At 52.5% G+C, this 12,535-nt stretch carries 12 protein-coding genes and 1 riboswitch; of the genes, 2 read left to right on the top strand and 10 right to left on the bottom strand.

Annotated elements, in window-relative coordinates:
* Positions 1-30: 30 nt before the first annotated feature.
* Positions 31-978 carry a helix-turn-helix transcriptional regulator gene (locus tag AC3ZPD_RS12585; protein WP_490984638.1) on the bottom strand — a complete coding sequence of 316 codons (948 nt, stop codon included), beginning with the start codon at positions 976-978 and terminating at the stop codon, positions 31-33.
* 102 nt (positions 979-1,080) lie between these two features.
* On the opposite strand from AC3ZPD_RS12585, the gene AC3ZPD_RS12580 reads away from it, so the two are divergent.
* Complete coding sequence (locus AC3ZPD_RS12580) at positions 1,081-1,545, top strand: VOC family protein (RefSeq protein ID WP_490984637.1); 465 nt, start codon at positions 1,081-1,083, stop codon at positions 1,543-1,545.
* A gap of 107 nt (positions 1,546-1,652) precedes the next feature.
* Here the strand turns inward: AC3ZPD_RS12580 and AC3ZPD_RS12575 are convergent, their stop codons facing one another.
* Positions 1,653-3,686, bottom strand: a complete 2,034-nt coding sequence (locus tag AC3ZPD_RS12575; RefSeq protein WP_490984636.1) for a glycoside hydrolase family 127 protein — start codon at positions 3,684-3,686, stop codon at positions 1,653-1,655.
* 230 nt (positions 3,687-3,916) lie between these two features.
* On the opposite strand from AC3ZPD_RS12575, the gene AC3ZPD_RS12570 reads away from it, so the two are divergent.
* Positions 3,917-4,738, top strand: a complete 822-nt coding sequence (locus tag AC3ZPD_RS12570) for an AraC family transcriptional regulator (RefSeq protein ID WP_490984635.1) — start codon at positions 3,917-3,919, stop codon at positions 4,736-4,738.
* An 84-nt stretch (positions 4,739-4,822) separates the two neighbouring features.
* Here the strand turns inward: AC3ZPD_RS12570 and AC3ZPD_RS12565 are convergent, their stop codons facing one another.
* The 8 genes from AC3ZPD_RS12565 to AC3ZPD_RS12530 form a co-directional block, all read right to left on the bottom strand.
* Positions 4,823-6,241 carry an amino acid permease gene (locus tag AC3ZPD_RS12565; protein ID WP_490984881.1) on the bottom strand — a complete coding sequence of 473 codons (1,419 nt, stop codon included), beginning with the start codon at positions 6,239-6,241 and terminating at the stop codon, positions 4,823-4,825.
* Between the two features lie 177 nt (positions 6,242-6,418).
* Positions 6,419-6,615, bottom strand: a riboswitch (Lysine riboswitch).
* Positions 6,616-6,838: 223 nt separating this feature from the next.
* A complete protein-coding gene (locus AC3ZPD_RS12560) occupies positions 6,839-7,372 on the bottom strand; it encodes a DoxX family membrane protein (RefSeq protein WP_490984634.1) in 534 nt (177 codons plus the stop codon).
* A 266-nt stretch (positions 7,373-7,638) separates the two neighbouring features.
* Positions 7,639-8,004, bottom strand: coding sequence for a hypothetical protein (locus AC3ZPD_RS12555; protein ID WP_490984633.1), 366 nt, complete (start codon positions 8,002-8,004; stop codon positions 7,639-7,641).
* A 4-nt stretch (positions 8,005-8,008) separates the two neighbouring features.
* Positions 8,009-8,251 (bottom strand): hypothetical protein, encoded by a 243-nt coding sequence (locus tag AC3ZPD_RS12550; RefSeq protein WP_490984632.1) that lies wholly within the window; start codon positions 8,249-8,251, stop codon positions 8,009-8,011.
* Between the two features lie 224 nt (positions 8,252-8,475).
* A complete protein-coding gene (locus AC3ZPD_RS12545; RefSeq protein WP_490984631.1) occupies positions 8,476-9,195 on the bottom strand; it encodes a GNAT family N-acetyltransferase in 720 nt (239 codons plus the stop codon).
* Between the two features lie 87 nt (positions 9,196-9,282).
* Entirely contained in the window at positions 9,283-10,977 is a 1,695-nt protein-coding gene (locus AC3ZPD_RS12540) for a nucleoside recognition domain-containing protein (protein ID WP_490984630.1), read from the bottom strand.
* Positions 10,971-12,098, bottom strand: a complete 1,128-nt coding sequence (locus AC3ZPD_RS12535; RefSeq protein WP_490984629.1) for an NAD(P)/FAD-dependent oxidoreductase — start codon at positions 12,096-12,098, stop codon at positions 10,971-10,973. The genes AC3ZPD_RS12540 and AC3ZPD_RS12535 overlap by 7 nt, the downstream gene beginning before the upstream one ends.
* A gap of 64 nt (positions 12,099-12,162) precedes the next feature.
* Complete coding sequence (locus tag AC3ZPD_RS12530) at positions 12,163-12,501, bottom strand: DUF3024 domain-containing protein (protein ID WP_490984628.1); 339 nt, start codon at positions 12,499-12,501, stop codon at positions 12,163-12,165.
* Between the last annotated feature and the right edge of the window lie 34 nt (positions 12,502-12,535).

Here is a 12,535-nt window from a genome sequence, read left to right as displayed (position 1 = left end):
TCTCCTGCCTCTTCTCCTCACTCTATAACTCTATTGAATTTCTTGGCTCTCCGGTTCCTTTTTATGGCCGGTATACTTCTCCACCATTTTATTTAAATAATCCCGAAATGCTTCAATGTAGGTTTTCGGCTCTACGATTTCCAGATTGGTTCCGAAGCCAGCCAGAAATTGAAAGCCGATATGGTTTTTAGGAACCCGGATGGTGGCTAAAAATTGCCCGGAGCTATAGTTTTCAATGCTTTTTCGGCCGTACCTTTCAATGAATTGATCTTTTTGGCTGAGCGAAACCAACGCTTTTATAACGACTAATTCCGGTTGATAACTAGTTTCTTGTGCTTGTTCCAACAAATAATCTCTAGGGTTAAAGGTTGTTTCATCCACTTGAAGATTTTCGATTCTGGACAATTTAAATGTTCTATATCTCATCCGCTGTAAACAGAACCCTTTCAAATACCAGCTCGTCTCGCTAAAATGAAGCTGGTACGGCTCGACCGTTCTATTTGTACTCACGCCGTTTTTATCCATATAATCAAATGAAATGAACCTTTTTGCCAATATGGCTTCTTGACACTTCTTTAAGGTTTGCCGAATTTCAGAGCGTCCCTCCCAATCATAAAAGGACAGTTGAATGGAAGCTTTTGGAGACAAGGGGTTCACCATGGCTTCTATTTTTTTGATAGTCACTTCAACATCTTCGCTAAATAGAATTTGTTCCAATCCGCCGAGCGCCGTTAAAATATTCTCCAAGTCGGAGCTGCTTAAAAGGCGTTTATCCACCTTGTATTCGTCCATAATCCCGTACCCGCCATGAACGCCGTTTACCGCATAAACAGGGATGTTTGATAAACTCAAGGTTTCCATATCGCGCAGAATCGTTCTTTTGCTAACGTTAAATAATTGAGCGAATTCTCTGGTTGAAACCACATCCTTTTTCAGCAAAATCATGATGATGGATATTAATCTCTCAACCTTTTCCATAGAGTTCCCCTTCTTCTTCGGACTTTATTTTTAAATGATGACAGGCGTATGTCACCTCTTGTTCATTATACTACCTTTATAACAAGAAGGAGGTTTTACTTGATGTCAGCGATTGTTTATTTAAATTTGGATGGAGTCGCAGAACAAGCGATTGATTTTTATGCGGAGGCTTTGAATGCGAAAGAAGTTAAAAAAGTTAAATTTAGGGATTTCCCGCAGGATCCAAATTACCCGTTGCCGGAAAATGAGCTGGATATGATCATGGAGTCTGCAGTGGAATTTGCAGGCGGGAAAATCATGATGTCGGATATTCTGCCTTCGATGAAGGGGGTAACGGGCGAGTTGGTTAAAGGCAATCATGTCCTGATCAGTATCGTTAATGAGGATAAACAGACGCTGGAAAATTACTTTTCCAAATTATCTGTTGGCGGTTTCGTTATTATGCCGTTATCCTCTACGCCTTGGTCTTCGTGTTTTGGAATGCTGGTCGATCAGTTCGGCGTTTCCTGGAAGTTTAATAGTGATGCAGACAAGTTTCTTGATCAAGTCATTTCGAGCAAACCGTAACCGAAGCGAAAATACGCAGGACAGCAAACAGGAGCCGGATCTTATTCCGGCTCCTGTTTTGTGTTCTGGTTTTGTGCTGCTTTCCTTATCGAAGGAATCATAATTTCCTATTCCCGGATCCAAACGAGCATTTCGCCCGGCGTACGGTTGCCCCAAAGCGTGTAAGGCACGGCGGTCAGCTTATGCGGCCTGCCGGCAGCCGGGGTGGACCGATACAAGGCATCCCGGACTACGTTGTTGGTTTCGTTATCGGCTTTGTTGTCGGTTTCCTCCCCGGTTTCCAGGCGCCAGCCGTCCGCTTCGAGCAAAACGGCACCTTCCAGGTACTCCCCGCTGCCGGGAATCTCGCGAATTTCCGCTTCACGCGGCAGGCTCAACGCAGGCAGCAGACACCCGTTGTCGGTTTCCTCGAAGCAATACACAAGGGGGCCTCTCTGCAAAGCTGTTTTTCCGGCTGCCGCTCTCGCCTTAGGATGAGCGTAAAGGCGCTGCGGCCGCATATCCAAAGTGACGGCAAAGCAGTCTCCTTCCCGCCAATCCCGCTCCAAACAGGCGTAACCTCCGCGGGTTTCCGGCGTTACCGGGCTGCCGTTTAAGGTAAACGCCGCGGCTTTGGACCAGGAAGGCACCCGCATCGCCAAAGTGAAACGTCCGCTGCCTTCCCGCTTGCCGACCGTCAGCTTGGCGTCTCCCTGCCAAGGCAGGCTGCTGTCCAGCTTAACAGCAGCTTTGGAGCCGTCCGCAAATGCCGCCTGCGTTTCGCTGCCGATGTAGAGATGCGTGTACAGCGTATCTTTATCCGCCGTAAAGATATACTGGCCCAAGGAAGACAGCAGGCGAGTGATATTGGGCGGGCAGCAGGCGCAGCCGTACCATTTTTGCCGGACCGGCTTCACATGGTGTCTGCCCGGATTTTTGCCGCTGGCTTCGGGCCACACCTCCATCGGATTCACGTAAAAATAATGTTTCCCGTCCCGCGCGATCCCGGCCGTTACCGTATTGTACAAAGCCCTCTCCAGCACGTCGGCATATTCGCTGTTCATCTCCAGTCTCAGCATGCGGCCGGCAAACAGGATCAGGCCGATGGAAGCGCAGGTTTCGGAGTAATTCGTTTCGTTCGGCAGATCATAATCAAACGTAAAGGCTTCGCCATGATGCGTCGAGCCGATGCTCCCGTTAATGTACATCTGCTTATGGACCGTATTGCGCCATAACCGGCGGCAGGCCTGCAGGAGGGTTTCGTCTCCGATATGCCCGGCCAGGTCTGCCATGGCGGTATACATATAAACCGCTCTGACCGCATGACCGACCGCGGCTTCCTGCTCGCGCACCGGCTTATGCGCCTGAAAGTAAGCCAGGTCCGGAGGATCCTGCCGGGCAGCGCCCGGAGCCCAATGCGAGGTCCGGCCGCGCCGCTCCCATTCCTCGCGAAAAAAGCTCGGCTGCCGCCCTCTTTCCTCGATAAAATATAAACTCAGCTTTAAATATCTGTCTTCCCCTGTCGCCTCATAAAGCTTCACAAGCGCAAGCTCGATTTCCTGATGGCCGTCATAACCGCGGATTTGTCCCTCCCCGGTTCCAAACACGGTTTCAATGCAATCGGCCAGCCGTTTTGCCACATGCAGCAGTTTGGTTTTGCCGGTCCCCCGGTAATAGGCGACGGCGGCTTCGATCAGGTGGCCCGCACAATACAGCTCATGGCATTCGGTCAGATTGGTCCACCGCCCTCCCGGCTCGGCTACCGTAAAATACGTATTCAAATACCCGTCCGGCTGCTGGGCCGAAGCGATCAAATCAATCAGTTCGTCCGCCTCGCGTTCCAGACCGGCGTCCGGTTTGACGGCCAGCGAATAACCGACGGCTTCCAGCCATTTGTACAGATCGCTGTCCTGAAAAACCATTCCCCCGAATTTGCCTTCCGCTAATCCCGCCGCAATTCGGAAATTGGCGACCGCATAACTCGGTTCGGCTTCCGGAATCCGGTCGTTAAGCGCTTCCAATTGATAGGGAATCACCGTGTTCCTGACCAGCTCCAAATAAGGAGTCCAGTAAGGATCGTTGATTTGGACGGACCGCAGCTCCAAAGTGGGGCTTAGGTGGCCGGCAGCAGCGGCTGTTACGCGTTTTAATCCGTTGTTCATGACATCACGCTCCATCGTTCGGATTGGGCAGGAACCGCTCTGCGGGGCAAGCTGGGGCAATCCGGCTCTATCCGGTCAAGCTGGATCAAGCGCGGCCCCTCCGTCGATAAACTCCCGGGCAAAGTTCCTTATATCTCCATACTAAAGAAAAAAAGCGAACTTGTCGGTAGAGGTTCCTGTATAATAGGTGTCAAAAAATGACCTTCTATCTGCACTGAAGGAGGATTGTCATGTTTCCTCTGTATTGGGAAAAACCTTATCAGCTCCGCATGGGCGGACAATTCGTGTCCGATGAGCAGTGGTCGCATATGGAACGGACCATAGAGGATTATGAGCTGATTATCGGGGTGTCAGGCGTCGTTTTCCTTGAAGCCGACGGGCTTATGTATGAGGTTAAAGCCGGGGATATGCTTATTCTGGAGCCCGGTGTAAGGCACCGCGGCTACAGGCTTTCGCTGCCCGGGGTTTCTTTTTATTGGTTTCATTTTCTGATTCCGGACGAGGCCAAGCCAGCCAGCGGGAGCCCGGATAGTCAGATCCCGCAATATGCGAGCTGCCCGAACCCCGGGCGAATCCTTATCCTGGCCAGGCAGCTGCTGCATGCCGCAAGCGGCGGAAACCGGATCCGGGCCGCCGGGAACTATTTTCTGACCTCGCTCCTGATCGAGCTGGCCGAACAGCTGCAGGATTCCAGCGGGCTTGCGGCACTTGATCCCCGGCTTCCCAAGCTGCTGGAATGGACCCGCATCCATGCGCTTGACCCTGACATCTCAGTAGAGCAAATCGCGCTGCAAACGGGCTACAACAAAGACTACCTTTCCCGGATGTTCAAGCAGAGGTTCGGCTCGGGGCTGCTCCGCTACATTCACCATATGAAGCTTGAAACGGCCAAGGAGCTGCTGACCGGCAGCCATTTACATGTGAAGGAAATCGCCGTAAAAGTCGGCATTCCGGACGACAAGCAGTTTGCCAAATGGTTTAAACGGCTCGCCGGGGTAACGCCGAGCGAATACCGCAAAGCTTTTCCCCGAACGCGTTTCAATAACAGCTGAGCTTTGGCGAGCATAAAAAATCCCCTGCGGGGCCTGCTTTTGCGCCTGAACGCTGCAGCCTGCCCGAAGGGGATTTATCATTTTTCATACTCTTTTATATTCATTGCCGGATTCCGGGTTCAGATCACACTCCGTCAGGGGAATGACCTTGGTCCGTTTCGTCCATTTGTAGCCCAGCCACAAAGCCAGCACAAGCGGAATGCTCAAATAAGAGGCGACCATTCCCGTCCAGTCGACGGTGCCGTCCGAGATGACCGACATGCTCTGACCGACGATCACCACGGCACAAATCAGGAAAGCCACAATCGGGCCGAACGGAAACCATTTGGCCCGGTAAGGCAGGTCGCTTAAGCTGCGCCCCTGGGCTAAATAAGCTTTGCGGAACCGGTAATGGCAGATCGCGATGCCCAGCCACGTAATGAACCCGCACATGCCGGACGCGTTGAGCAGCCACGTATAAACAATCCCGTCCCCGAAAAAGGATGCCAGGAACGCCAGCATGCCCACGGCGCCCGTCAGCAAAACGGCGTACACCGGAATGCCCCGGCGATTGACCCTTGAGAACAGCTTCGGCGCTTTGCCTTCTTTGGCCAGCCCGTACAGCACCCGGGAGGAAGCATACATGCCCGAGTTGCCCGCCGACAAGACGGAGGACAGGATGACGGCATTCATGACCGATGCGGCAAAAGCCAGGCCGGCTTTTTTGAAGACCAGCGTAAACGGACTAGCGCCGACGCTGCCGATATCCCCTTTCAACAGATCGGGGTTCGTGTAAGGAATCAGCATGCCGATGACGAAAATCGCCAGGATATAAAAGATCAGGATCCGCCAGAAAATTTGCCGTACCGCCTTCGGCACGTTTTTCGCCGGGTTGTCGCTTTCGCCAGCGGCCACGCCGATCAGCTCCGTGCCCTGGAAGGAGAAACCCGCGGCCATAAACACGCCGAGCAAAGCCAGGAAACCTCCGTTAAACGGCGCATCTCCGATCGTGAAATTGCCTAAGCCGGGGGATGTTCCGCCCAAAATCCCGATGATCATCAGAACACCGACCACAAGGAAAATAATAACCGTTACCACTTTAATAATGGCAAACCAATACTCCGATTCGCCGTAGCCCTTAACGGATAAAATATTGAGCCCCAGAATCACGGCCAGGAACAGCAGGCTCCACAGGAACGAGGAGCTTCCGGGGAACCAGTATTTGATGATTAAGGTCGCGGCCGACAGCTCGGCGGCGATCGTAATCGCCCAGTTGTACCAATAATTCCAGCCCAGGGCAAAACCGAGGGCCGGGTCGACGAACCGGCCGGCATACGTGCCAAACGAACCCGATTCCGGCATGTAGGAGGCCAGCTCCGCCAGGCTGGTCATCAGGAAATAGACCATAAAGCCGATAGCCGCATAAGCCACGATGGCCCCGCCCGGACCGGCGGAAGAAATCGCGCCGCCGCTGGCGAGGAACAGCCCGGTGCCGATCGAACCGCCCAAAGCGATCATCGTCATGTGACGGGCCTTCAGGCCGGCTTTCAGACCGGTTGAAGGGGATTGAATTTTGTTCACTTGAAATACACTCCTTTAGGTGAATAGAATGCCCCTAAATTCATGCAGGAAGAACCAGAAAAAGACCGCAGCTATTTCGCGCGGTCTTCGGATCATCAGAAATCATCTGCCTCAAACCTTCATGAAGATAGCACAACACGGCGTTTTTGGCGAAAACGTCCGTGACAGTTCTGCTCCTTTCGGAAACAGCCCCAGCGTCGCTCCCCTTTGAAGCTTGGGAACCACACTTCGGCGGTTTGCCCTTTCCTGCCGGGATCCTCAGCTGCTTCTAACTTACCCCGGCGGTACTCTTCCAAACCGCGACCTCTACCTCATCAAGATCAGATGAGGTTTGCTATTAATTTGTAAGGGAAATACGAGAACTCATTATATACCATTAATCTCCCGCAAACAATGACCTATTTATGGGAATCACTTCTAAACCTGAATAAAATTTAGCAGGATCCTTAAAAAGAAAAAAGGATATCCGCGGGACGGGGGGGCCTCCTTGCGAATATCCTGAAGCTGGGCTTATGATCAGCTATTTATACGGCGTTTCGGTCAGGCCGTATGTTTCATGTTTCTTGGCGCTGGCGCCCCGGGCTGTTCTTCGTTTCTTTCCCGGTTGAACAGGCCGCGAAGGTAAGGCATTACCCAACGGTCCAGACCGATTTTACCGGCATTGGCAGCGGCGACTACAAGGAAGATTTCAAGAATCAGCATTTGTGCGTTCGTGCTTACGGTACCCGAGAAGAGGAACGCGGTGTTCATCACGACGGCCATCAAAGCGGCGAAGGTGGTGAAGGTGCCCAGGATTAGGCCCAAGCCTACCAGGAGTTCGCCAAGCGGGATCAGGACGTTGAAGAAGTTGACGCCCGGCAGCGCGGCATGTTCCAGGAAAGCGGCCCACCAGCCTTGCACGGCTGGATTTTCGCCGGTGCTTTTAGCGATCGCGCCCTGCAGGAAACCGCCGGCGTCAAAGCCGCCCGTCAATTTTTCAATGCCGTGCGTCATCCATTGGTACCCCAGGTAAACCCGCAGGATCGTCAACAGCCACATAGCCGCTTTGTTGTTTCTCAACCAATTGTTAAACATATAAATCTCTCCTTTTGGTTTCTCTCCATTTGTGATTTTGTTTATTGCTTTTTGTTTTTGTTTGATGATCATCTCTTATGGCTTTATTATAAGTGAAATATTTCACAATAGGTGTGACATAAATCACACTTTTAGCTTTTATTTAAAATTTTATCAGCCGCGCTGTTCCCCGCAAAAAATAGACCGGGACGCAAAATCTGCGCCACCGGCCTGTTCGTCCACTGCCCTGCCCTATTTTTCTTTGAAGCGACGTTAAATGCCGCCGATCAGGCTAAAGAGCCGTTTAAACGATTCGTAGCTGTCGTACCTTTTTCCGCGCTCCAGGCTTTTTCGGCCATTGCCCGCAGCGGCTCATGAAGGCCTTCGGCTACCTGCTGTTCGGTTTGAGCCTCCGGTTTGTCGCTCCAGACGGAGAAAGAGCAGCCGACCAGGCTGGACGGATAAGGCTTGTCATACTCCTGGGGTTCCGTATCGCTGATTTTCGGCAGCAGGCCCGGATGCCAGTCCCCGTAGATCTTTGCTCCGGTCGGGTATTTGTAGCCGGCATGTTCACCCAATACGTAGTAGAAATAAGCGTCGTTGAAATTGATGAGCTCATACCCTTTATCGATAAAGGTTTGCGCGGTCGCCATATTTTTATGCCACTTGGTCCAGTAGGTCATTTGAATCGATAAATTCATCCCCGCTAATGTGAAAATAAGGGCTTTCTGCAAATAGTTCCGCATACTCGTCGATCAAATCCCGAACAAAACGTTTGGCCTCTTCATTCGTAAGCCAGGAAAGCTCCTTGATGCGGTCCATGATCCATGCCTTGGTGAAAAATTTCCGGCCGATATCGATATGCAGCGCCCTTTCCTTGACGGCCGGATAGTCCACCACGTGCCGTACACCAGGGAACCTTGCGTCAGAAGCTGCTGCAGGACGGTACGCAGTCCGTACATGACGGCCCGTTCCGCTGCCGCCGTTATTTTCACGCAGCTGCCGAGCTCAATGACGTAAATTTCACTGCCGGCGGTTTCGAAGGCCGGAACTGTCCCGCCTAGCCCCATAGAGTCAACGAGCGTTTTAAGCTTCTCCAAACGGGTAAGCTCCACGGCCAACCCTTAATCTGCTTCCTTCGTTAAGAGCTCGCAAACTTGGATTTCCATAATCCGGTCTTCTTGATTGGCGGTAGGGAAGGCTTCGGCAAAACCAAGCCGTTTATAATACGGGATCAGGTTGGCAGGATCTCTCATAAGGCCGGGAAGGCCGGGCTGTTTTTCCAATCGAGGTTCGGCGATTAAAAACACCATCCCCTTGTTTTTGCTAATCAGGGTTTGAAAAGTGAAGGCAATAAGCTGGAGCCCCAGCTTTTTCCCTCTGAAAAAGGGATGTACGTTCAATTGCTGAATGTAAAACAGACTGCCTTGATCAAAAGGATTCCTGCCCACTTGTTGAGCGAGAATTTCATCGGCGCGGGCACCAATCACGGAATGTTCCCCGTCTACGGCGTCCAGCCAGTCAAACCAGGTTTCCCCCATGCGCTCCTTCCAGGCTGCCGGAAATTCCGAGACCGCCAGATTGGCGGCAAGCAGCCGCCCCCGATCCTCCTCCGCCTTTTCCTTCTGAAAACTTGAAAGCAGCTTATCCCGGCTAAGTCCAAGCCTTCGTTCGGCTTCATCAAGGGAAACCATCAATCGGATTTGATGGAAGATAGGCTGGGTATCCTGATGAAAGGTTTTCCCTGAAAAAGCCAATAAACCGGCCGCTTCATAGCGGACATAGGGCCTCATCAAGTTTATACCTGCAGGCTTCAGCCGAAGATCCGTAAATTCGATACACATCCCGATACTCCCCCTGTCCCCACTGGGCTTCCCCCATTTAGGTTTTGGTCCTTTATAACCTGCGGTTATTCTTCCTGTATGGATTTCCTAAAATAAAAAGGTCAGCCAAGCTATTCCCATGGAAAAAACGACCGAGGTAAGCAGCTGTCTGCCCGCCAGCGACAACGCCGTCCGGATGCCCATTTCTTTGCGTACGGTCCACAAAGTGACCAGACAGGCCGTCAAAGTCGAAGCCAGCAGCACCAGCACAAAAATTTGCGAAGGCTGAAGGCCGGCCAGGAAAGCTCCGCCGTCCTGATTCAGCGTTAGCAATCCATCCTTGCGCAGGATGGAGAAAATGATGCCGTTCGCGGCTTCCGCAGGCAGCCGGAAGAGAGTCAGAACCGGGCCGGCCAAAGCGGATAAAGCCTTTAAAACGCCCGAATCGTCAAGCAGCGTGGCCGCAAAACAAATCAGCAGAAAAATCGGCATCGCCTGGGTCAAAAATTGCTTAACGACGCTGCGCAGCCTCCAATACACAGCTCTTGCCGAGGGGACTTGCAAATACGTTTTGGCTTCATAAGCCGCTTCAGGCAAGGCGTTCATGTTCCGGTTCCAAATCCGGGTGTGAACGGCTCCCGCGATAAACAGGACAAACAGGTACGGAAAAAAATACCCCAAATGGCCGGATGCGCCAAAGATCGATAAGGAAGCTCCGATCTGGTAGCTGCAGGCCGAACCAAAAGCAATAAGAGAGACGCAGGACTTGCGGGTGCAGGCACTGCAGGACCTGCTCTGAAAGACGGCCACAACGTTGCATCCGAAACCCGAAATAACGGGGATCAAATCCCGGCCCGTCAGTCCGATGATTCGCAGCCACCCGTCCAACGAATCCGTTATCCGGTCCTTTAACCCGCTTTCTTCCACAAGAGCCAGGCTGAAGCCGAGCAGAACCACCACCGGGAATGCCCACACAAAAGAATACAAACCCAATGTAATCAGCCCATAGCTGCCAATAAATAAAGTTTGCAGAAGAGAAGGCGCCGGCAGAAACCACTGCTTGACCGGTTGAATGACGGCGGCGTCCAGAATCGGCTGCAGCCAGGCCGATAAGCCGTAAGCCAATGCAACAGGCAGGGCAAACATCAATAACAGCGTGCAAAGGGATACCCATTTTCCCCATAAGGCATGTTCGAACCAGGTTTCCTGCGGTTTTACGGCTTCCATAGCCTGCGAAAACGGATCAGTACCTGCGTCCTCTGCGGCCGGCTTCCACTCCTCAATCGGATTAAAAGGCCTGGCCAGCTTTAATGCCGCTTGAATCTGCCGGATTTTCCCTTCCGTCAGATGACGGGTATCCACGGTAACTACCGGAACGCCAAGCCGGTTCTTAAAACGTTCGGCAAGCTCATAAATGCGGTGGGTCGTTTTATCTTCAAAGGTTAAGACCAATACCCCTTGCTTCGACGCTAAAGGAACTGCTTCCATAAGCTTCGGCAATTCTTCGGCGGCATGGGTTCCGCGGACCACCAGGATAACCCGGTCCGAATCCGCCGTCCGTTTCAGGGCGAGCCGCGTAGTCAGGCTGTCATCCATCAGCCTGATGCCCGGCAGATCGATCAAATCGGTCCCCTCCATCCACCCGGCTTGCCGCGCCATGATGGTTGAACCTTTGAAATTGGCTTCCTCCCCGGTATCTTCTCCGGTCAATCCCCGGAACAAGGAAGATTTGCCCGAGGATTCAAACCCCACCAGCACGGCATGCCGCTTCCTTTCCAGCGGTTCGGACAGAGCATTCAGCATTGGCAATCTTCCTCGCAGCAGGATAAGTCATCCAGCAGCATCGTCTTTTTTCTGTAACCCTCCAGAACCTCTGTCGAAAGCCCCAGCCGTTCGGCAATCGCACCGCCCACGACCGCAAATCTTTGCCGGAACTTGTAAATAAAACAAAGTTTCAGATGCTGATGAACCACGCCGGGACCGGCAACAAAAAGCCCCGGTGCAAGCGTAGACTCATCGATCGTGCTCAGCAGAAGTTCGCCTTCTTCTCCCCGTTCCAGCAAGGACTCTATCAAACCTAAACTTCCCTTAAAACCCGTCGCCAATATGGGCGGCACAGCGGTTTTGAATAATCGGGTCTCCCCTTCCGGGCTTTCCGCGTAAACCACAAATCCCCCCTGCTCCTCAGGCTCCACCCATTTGACCTCCAGCCCGCCGGCAAAATCAATCCGGGCCCGGGCATCCAATTCCATGATCCGGTCTTTGGTATAAGGGGAAAGCTCGACGCTCGGATCGCTGCTGTCTTTCTCCAGCCATTTGACTCCGCGGTCGATAAGCGTTACTTTCGTCCCGAGCCTGCTCAAATGAATGGCTGAGTCGGCCCCGCTTTCATAACCGCCGATGACGATTCTTTCTTCAGCGGCGAGGTCCGTCCAGCGCGGAACCAGGCTGTTATGAATGCAGTGTTCGACTCCCGGGAACCCGTCCAGGTTCGGGTATTGGAACTCGCCCGCCGCCCAGATGACAAATCGGCTCTCCAGGGATCCCTCCGACGTATGCACAAGGAAGCCGTCCCCGGCCGGTTCTACCCTCAAAACATCCACGCCGGTGCGGACCGGCAGCTTTTTATAAGCGGCAACGGCATCGAGATAGTCGGCATAAGCCCGGCCTGAAGGGTGTTCGGTTCCCAGCGTATAGGCCGGCGACGTATCCATCGATATCGTATTTAAATCAAGCAAACCGTAAGCATTCCCTGTAAAAGAGGGCGTAATCATACGCATTTCTTCCGGCCATAACCGGAAGGAGGCTCCTACCGAGCTACGCTCCAGAATACAAAAGTTTTCTATTTTCAAATCCTGCAAAACGATCCCTAATCCGATGCCGGAGGGCCCTCCGCCTACGATTATGCAATCCACTTTCTCCATGGGTCTTCCTCCAGTTTAACGTTATTAAATGACGGTTAAGCTCTGACTTCCTATGCGGCTCGTCTTATTCCGGCCAAAAAATCCCCTGCGGGTCGAGCTCCACCTGCTCCAATTGGTTCTCAAAATCCGAAGAGGGATGGATGGCATCCACACATGTCCATCTGCAGGTTTCAGGCTCCAGCGCGTAAACCCGCCAGCCTCCTTGTTCCCAGCAAAACCTGGCAACGTCGGCCTTCTCCCATTGATAACGCTCATGGGAAGGACGTTCCTCGGTTAATATGAGCTCATCCTGATTCATCCTGTAGGTCAGCCGGACGGATACTCTCATTTCGGCGGGCACTTTTTGCGTAATATATCCGTCCAAAATGGCTCCCACTCTTCTTAGCGTAAAAGGATCCAGCATGGTTTGTACCCTCCACTCGCCATTTAATCGTAAT

The sequence above is a fragment of the Paenibacillus mobilis genome (genome assembly GCF_058267595.1).
Note: the sequence above shows the minus strand (reverse complement) of the source record. Positions and strands in the feature narration are given on the sequence as shown.

Coding starts and splice junctions, on each gene's coding strand:
- AC3ZPD_RS12560 (WP_490984634.1), bottom strand. CDS start 7,372: ATGTTTAACAATTGGTTGAGAAACAACAAAGCGGCTATGTGGCTGTTG.
- AC3ZPD_RS12580 (WP_490984637.1), top strand. CDS start 1,081: ATGTCAGCGATTGTTTATTTAAATTTGGATGGAGTCGCAGAACAAGCG.
- AC3ZPD_RS12575 (WP_490984636.1), bottom strand. CDS start 3,686: ATGAACAACGGATTAAAACGCGTAACAGCCGCTGCTGCCGGCCACCTA.
- AC3ZPD_RS12545 (WP_490984631.1), bottom strand. CDS start 9,195: ATGTGTATCGAATTTACGGATCTTCGGCTGAAGCCTGCAGGTATAAAC.
- AC3ZPD_RS12530 (WP_490984628.1), bottom strand. CDS start 12,501: ATGCTGGATCCTTTTACGCTAAGAAGAGTGGGAGCCATTTTGGACGGA.
- AC3ZPD_RS12565 (WP_490984881.1), bottom strand. CDS start 6,241: ATGACGATGATCGCTTTGGGCGGTTCGATCGGCACCGGGCTGTTCCTC.
- AC3ZPD_RS12585 (WP_490984638.1), bottom strand. CDS start 978: ATGGAAAAGGTTGAGAGATTAATATCCATCATCATGATTTTGCTGAAA.
- AC3ZPD_RS12535 (WP_490984629.1), bottom strand. CDS start 12,098: ATGGAGAAAGTGGATTGCATAATCGTAGGCGGAGGGCCCTCCGGCATC.
- AC3ZPD_RS12555 (WP_490984633.1), bottom strand. CDS start 8,004: ATGGCGACCGCGCAAACCTTTATCGATAAAGGGTATGAGCTCATCAAT.
- AC3ZPD_RS12570 (WP_490984635.1), top strand. CDS start 3,917: ATGTTTCCTCTGTATTGGGAAAAACCTTATCAGCTCCGCATGGGCGGA.
- AC3ZPD_RS12540 (WP_490984630.1), bottom strand. CDS start 10,977: ATGCTGAATGCTCTGTCCGAACCGCTGGAAAGGAAGCGGCATGCCGTG.